At 68.8% G+C, this 5,457-nt stretch carries 2 protein-coding genes and 2 pseudogenes; 1 reads left to right on the top strand and 3 read right to left on the bottom strand.

The window, feature by feature from the left end:
* Positions 1–758 precede the first annotated feature (758 nt).
* Positions 759–873 (top strand): annotated as a pseudogene (locus ABZX75_RS33715) (IS5/IS1182 family transposase); the annotation flags it as partial.
* Between the two features lie 138 nt (positions 874–1,011).
* Here the strand turns inward: ABZX75_RS33715 and ABZX75_RS33710 are convergent.
* From ABZX75_RS33710 to ABZX75_RS33700, 3 genes and pseudogenes are all read right to left on the bottom strand, one after another.
* Positions 1,012–3,116, bottom strand: a pseudogene (locus ABZX75_RS33710) (chromosome segregation protein ParM).
* Positions 3,117–3,434: 318 nt separating this feature from the next.
* Positions 3,435–3,848 (bottom strand): conjugal transfer protein TraB, encoded by a 414-nt coding sequence (locus tag ABZX75_RS33705; RefSeq protein WP_355417890.1) that lies wholly within the window; start codon positions 3,846–3,848, stop codon positions 3,435–3,437.
* Between the two features lie 15 nt (positions 3,849–3,863).
* On the bottom strand, positions 3,864–5,105 hold the full coding sequence (locus tag ABZX75_RS33700; protein ID WP_355417887.1) for an ATP/GTP-binding protein: 1,242 nt from the start codon (positions 5,103–5,105) through the stop codon (positions 3,864–3,866).
* Between the last annotated feature and the right edge of the window lie 352 nt (positions 5,106–5,457).

Raw genomic sequence — 5,457 nt, 5'->3', positions numbered from 1 at the left:
GGGGTAACAGTGCGCAGCCGCGAGGTGGTCATCCTGCACGAACGCCGGAAAATTTCACGGGCAAACAAGCGTGCGTCAACCGGCCACCTTTTCATCGCCTCCCGTTGCCCTCTCACGAAACATGGCCCTTCGTGAGACATGCAGTAGGCCACCAGAGTCATGTCACCATTGCCGCATGGGGGTTTACTGTTGCACCGCTCATGCTTACCGCGTAGTCAAACACGACCACTATGCTCGTGGGCAGCCCCTTATTAAGCAGGAAACGAGCGAACCGATATTTCCAGTTCGCCGATAGTTGAGAGCGTCCGGTAGTTCTGCCTGGCGGTGCTGCAAAAACAGCGAGATATTATGATGTTTAGCTTTGCCATGGCCGCCTTTCCTCCGCTCTGACCTGGTGATTTTTGTACTCAAAACAGTAAGACATTCGGCAACGTCAGATCACCATGTGCGTCTCCTGCGCGTTTGGGCGGCGATTGGGTGGTGCCAGAGCGGAGGGCTGCCGGCGTGGTTCACCGGCCCGGTGAGCGGTCGATCTCAGGGGTCAATGCACGAGGTGGAGGCCGCTGCCCGACGTTCGCCGGTCTGTTTGATGAGAGGGAACCGCGGGCGGTCTGTGACGCCGGAGACCCAAGTGATCGTTTTCAACGCGGCTACCGATCGGGGGACGTCGGCAGTGGGTCGTGGCGGCAGAAGGGGCGGGGCCCCCAGGCAGTTGAGGGAGGTATCTGACGTCTCGTCTCTGTTGCCGGGGAGCCCCGTTGGTTACGTATCCTGCCGCACTCGACCTTCCGCACGCCCTGATGGAGACGATAACGATGCTGATGTTCTCCGGGGGGTGACGGCAGGTGCAGACTGCCTTCGCACCAGCGTGCCGCCCCGGATGAGGACGAAGACGACGATGCCGAGCAGGACGACGGCGGAGATCGATACGGCCACGAGCGGTGTGTCCTTCCAGGTGGAAGCAGGGCCCGGCCGGGGTGCGGCCGGGCCCTGCAGGTGGTGGGCGGTGGGTCAGACGCCGGAGAGGTTCTTGATGGCCTCCAGCGCCTGGCGGGGCGAGGTGACCGCGTCGCGTCGCGCGGCGGACTTCCCCCCGCTGCGGGGCTTGCCGCCGCCCTTCTTCGGCGCGTCCTCGCCCGTCCTCGTCACCGGGTTCCGGGCCGAACTCACCGGGCCGGGGCGGCTCGGTCCAGTCGAACCACAGGTCCCGTGCTTCGAGCTCGCGGATCTCGTGCTCGGTCAGGGTGGCGGTGGTGTCGGGGAAGTAGCCGTCGATGCCGGCCTTGAAGTCCATGAACAACGTGCGCAGGACATCGGGCTGCTTGGCTTCGACGATCCATCCCGCGCCGCCGGTGTTGGAGTCCGACGGCGGTTCGGCTCCCCGCGCATCACCCGCTCGATCCGGCCCGCTTCGGCCGGGGAGAACGAACGGGGGAGGGGGTCGGGGGTGTTCTCGGACGAGATGCCGAGGGCCTTGAACATCTCACCGACCTTCTTCGGTGCGACCTTCAGCACGACCGGGATGCAGTTCTCGCGCAGGTTCTCGCACAGCAGCTGCGTGAACCCGTCCTGGACGTAGATGGACTGGCCGGCCACCTTGATGCCGATGCCGTACTTGCGGCCCTTGACCGACACCCCTTCGGCGAGGTCCATGATCTCCGCGCCGTAGTCGCCGTCGCGGGCGGCGGAGAGGAACTCGTCCAGGTAGGCGGACAGCATCCGGTAGGGACAGCCCGGCAGGACCGGGTCCCAGTCGTGGACGCGTCCGTCGTCCCACGGCATCTCGCCGCGGATCTCCATCAGCGCGTTCAGGACCCGCAGGAGCCGGATCATGTAGAGCGCGCCGATGCCGTAGCGGGCGGTGTGCTTGCCGAGAGCGGCCGTCTTCTCATTCGGCGCCTCGATGGCCAGCATGACCACGGCCCCGAACAGGGCGTCGGCCGCGACGTGCAGGGCCATCAGCTGGGTCTTGCCGCCGCCGGACGGGGCGACGAACAGGCCGTGGGCCGCGCCCCGGTCGGTGTAGACCCGGTTCCGGGCGGGCTGGCCGTTGCCGAGATAGCCGGTCACCCACCGGCCGTCCTTGTCCGGGGTGAGCAGCTCCTTGGTTGCGGGGAAGACCTGCGCGAGCGGCGAGCTGTCCCACATAGGGAGACCAGGATCTGGCTGCCGTCGACGGTGACGAACAGGCGACCTTCGTCGTACTTGGTCTTCAGCGTGGCCGCCAGCGTGTGCTGGTTGACGCGCGGCTCGCCCATGTCGTCGGGGACCTGGGCGATGTAGTGGGTGACCTTGCGTCCCTGGTCGCGGACCTTCTTGACGAACTCCGAGCCGGGCACCGGGCCGCTCGCGATCCGGTCGGCCCACCACTCGTGGGCGGTGGGGGCCTTGCGGCGCCGGTCGTTCGCGTCGGGGGTGACGTGGACCTCCTTCCAGCCGGGGCCGCCCTCGCGCCCGTACTGCCGGACGACCTCCTTGATGGTCACGTCGGTGACATCGACGCTGAACGCGGCGGCGATGTCGTCCTCCTTGAGGCCGGAGATGGCCCGGCCGGCCTCGCAGGCGCGCAGCAGCAGCGACAGGTCGTTGGGCATGCCGGGGTGCGGGGTGGCCTTGATGACGATGGTGCGGCCGGGCAGGCCGCGGTTCTCCCACAGCTGGCGGACCTGCCGGGTGAACTGGTCGGCGCCGTCGTTCGGCTGCGCCGGGGACGCCTCGGGGGCGGGCTGCAGCTGCGGCGCGAAGGCCGGGGCCGCGAGGGCGGGACGGTGTCGGCGGCGGGTGTGCCGGGAGAAGGGCATCACCAGCAGGCTGGCCGCCGCCCATCCAGCCGCCAGCAGCGCGTCCATGCACCACGGTCCCCAGCCGATCGTGTTCCGGGCGGCGACGTCGATGGCGGCGGCGGCCACCAGCGGGGACCAGCGCAGGATCTTGCGGCCCGCGCCGGATTCGTCGCTCTTGTAGGCGAGGAACCAGCCTCCGAGGCCGGCGGCGCCCGCCAGCTGCACGACCGTGTTGACGGGGCTGTCGGGCACGAGATTCGGGGCCGCGGCGAGGACCTGGGCGGCCAGGGTGTAGAGGGTGCGCTCCAGGGCGACGCTGCGCGGCACAGACACGGGCTTCTCCTTCGGGAAAGCGAAGGGCGGCCCCGCCGTGGTGGCGGGGCCGCCCGTGTGGGGTTCGGGTAGCTCGGGGTCAGTGAGCCTTTTCAGAGTGGCCACCGATCGGGTGATGAGGTGGCGGTGGTGAAACAGGCAGAGCCCCCGGGCTGTTGAGCAAGGTGTCTATGCTCAACTCTTCAGCCTGGGGGCTCTGTTGGTTCCCTATCGTGCCGTACTCGACGTCCCGCATGCACTCGTGGAGTGGGTCACCACGTCTGTGACCTGCAGGAATTGGAGCCTCCGTCACCCGATCGGTGGGTGAGTTGAAAATGCTCAGTGGGCGAAGAAGCCCGGCTTGGGAGTGCGCTCCTTACGGCTGGAACGGATGTCGTCCAAACCCTCGTACAGCCGCGCGTGCGTACGGCGCGTGTCGTGGGCGAGGCCGGACACCTCCTGGGCCGTCTCGTGGAGCTTCTGGATCTCCCCGGCCGCGCCGCCCAGGGCGACGGACACCTGGCTGGTCATCTCCACGAACTTGCGGTCCAGTTCGGCGTTGGCGATCTCTACCGCCAGGGTCTCCGCGTACTGCGCGTTCATGCGCATGCCACGCAGCAGCATCTCCAGCTCGTTGCCTGCGAATTCCATGGCCGTGCCCAGCGTCTTGAGCTTGTGCTGGACGGCCTTGTACCGGTTGTCGCCGTCCGTCGGGGCGGCGGCGCCACCGGCGAGGGGCACGAGGTCGCTCATCAGCAGACCTCCCTTCTAGTCGTGGTGGGCGGCGGAGGAGGCGTGGGCCAGGCCCGCGTCGTCCATGGCCTGGATGTCCTGTCCGTAGGTGTTACCGACCGCCGTGGCCGCGATCCGGGCAGCCTCGGAGGCGACCTCGCACTCGGTGGCGCATCGTTCGGCCAGTGCCTTCATGCGCATCGCGGCGTCGGCCAAGTCCGTGACCTGGTCGACGACCGCGGTGGTGATGTTGTGATCAGCGCTCAGGTCGGCCGCCATGTCCCGCAGGGCGTCGGCGACCTTGCCGAGCGCTACGGCCAGTTCCTCCGCGCGCCCCTTGTCGGAACCGGCGGTGATCGCGATGTTCACGATCCCCATCAGGTACTCGCCGAAGGTGATGTCGGTGCGGTGCTTGGCCGCCATGCCGGCCTGGCCCGACGCGGGCTTCCTGACCTCCGATGCCACGGGGTCCTCCTGTGCAGTGGGTCGGGTGGTGCCGGGACGTTGGGTGTGGGGTTCTGGGGCGCGGGGGAGGCTCGCCGGGCTGGAGACGGTTGCTCCGAAGGGGTCGGACGGGTCGTCGACGATGACCGCGTCCGGGATTTCCTCCTCAGCCTGTTCAGGCTTCGGGGACCGGGTCGGACCGCCGGGGCGGTCCACCGTGACGTCGCCCAGGTCCTCGGGCCGAAGCCTCGAGGGCTCCTCCGGCTCAGGCGGGGCGGGGTCCTCGCCGGCCTTGGTGAAGAAGTCCTTGATCCGCTCCTTGAAGGAGCGCTCGTCGCCGCTGTCGCCAGCGTCCGGCGGCTCCTTGACGTCGTCGGGCTTGGCGCCATCATCCGTCCCGGTGCCGTCCTTCGCGTCCTTGCCGCCGGAGGCGTCAGACGGCTTCTCGCTGTCCTTCTTGCTGTCCTCCGGCTCCTTGGTCGCGGAGTCGCCGTCCGAGCCGTCTGAGGGCTTCTCAGGGTCGTCCTTGGTCATCTTCTTGGTCGTGGCCTCGGAGTCCTTGTCACCGGCGTCGTCCTTGGCCTTGCTGTCCTGCGCGGCCTTGTCCTTCTCCGCCGCACGCCGCTTGTCCCAGCGGCGCTGCGCTCCCTCCCCGACGGCCGCGCCCAGGGTGGTGCGGTCGTCGCCGGTCTTGGCTGCCTCCCGCTTCGCCCGTGCCGCGGCCTTCCGCTCGGCTTTCGCCCTGCGGCGTTCCTCCCGGGCCGCCTGGGTGGCGGCGCGGTCCGGGTCGCGGTCCTTGCTGCGATCGGCGAGGTTGGCGGCCTGGTTGCCCACTGCGCCGCTGCTGCCGTGCCGCCTGGCGGGCGGCGGCGCGCTCCTGGCGGCCGCGAGCCCGCTCCGCCCGAGGGCTGGCGACCGGCGAGTCCTTCGACCGGCCGCCGTCGCCCTTCGAGCCGCCCTTGCCGGACCCGGAACTGCCCGAGCCGTTCTTGCCGCCGGAGCCGCCCGAACTGCCCTTGCCCGTACCGGCCTTCCCGACCCTGAGCCTCCAGAGCCGTTCTGGCGGCCTTTCGGGCCGCCGGACGACTCATTGAGCATTTTCAACTCACCCACCGATCGGGTGACGGGAGGCTCCAATTCCTGCAGGTCACAGACGTTCAGGCGGACGTTCTGAAGCTCAAGTTGA

This window comes from Streptomyces sp. NPDC003038 (genome assembly GCF_040611115.1).
Taxonomy (GTDB): domain Bacteria; phylum Actinomycetota; class Actinomycetes; order Streptomycetales; family Streptomycetaceae; genus Streptomyces.
Note: the sequence above shows the minus strand (reverse complement) of the source record. Positions and strands in the feature narration are given on the sequence as shown.

Excerpts from the sequence above, each read along its gene's own strand:
- ABZX75_RS33705 (WP_355417890.1), bottom strand. The coding sequence starts at position 3,848 with ATGAGCGACCTCGTGCCCCTCGCCGGTGGCGCCGCCGCCCCGACGGAC.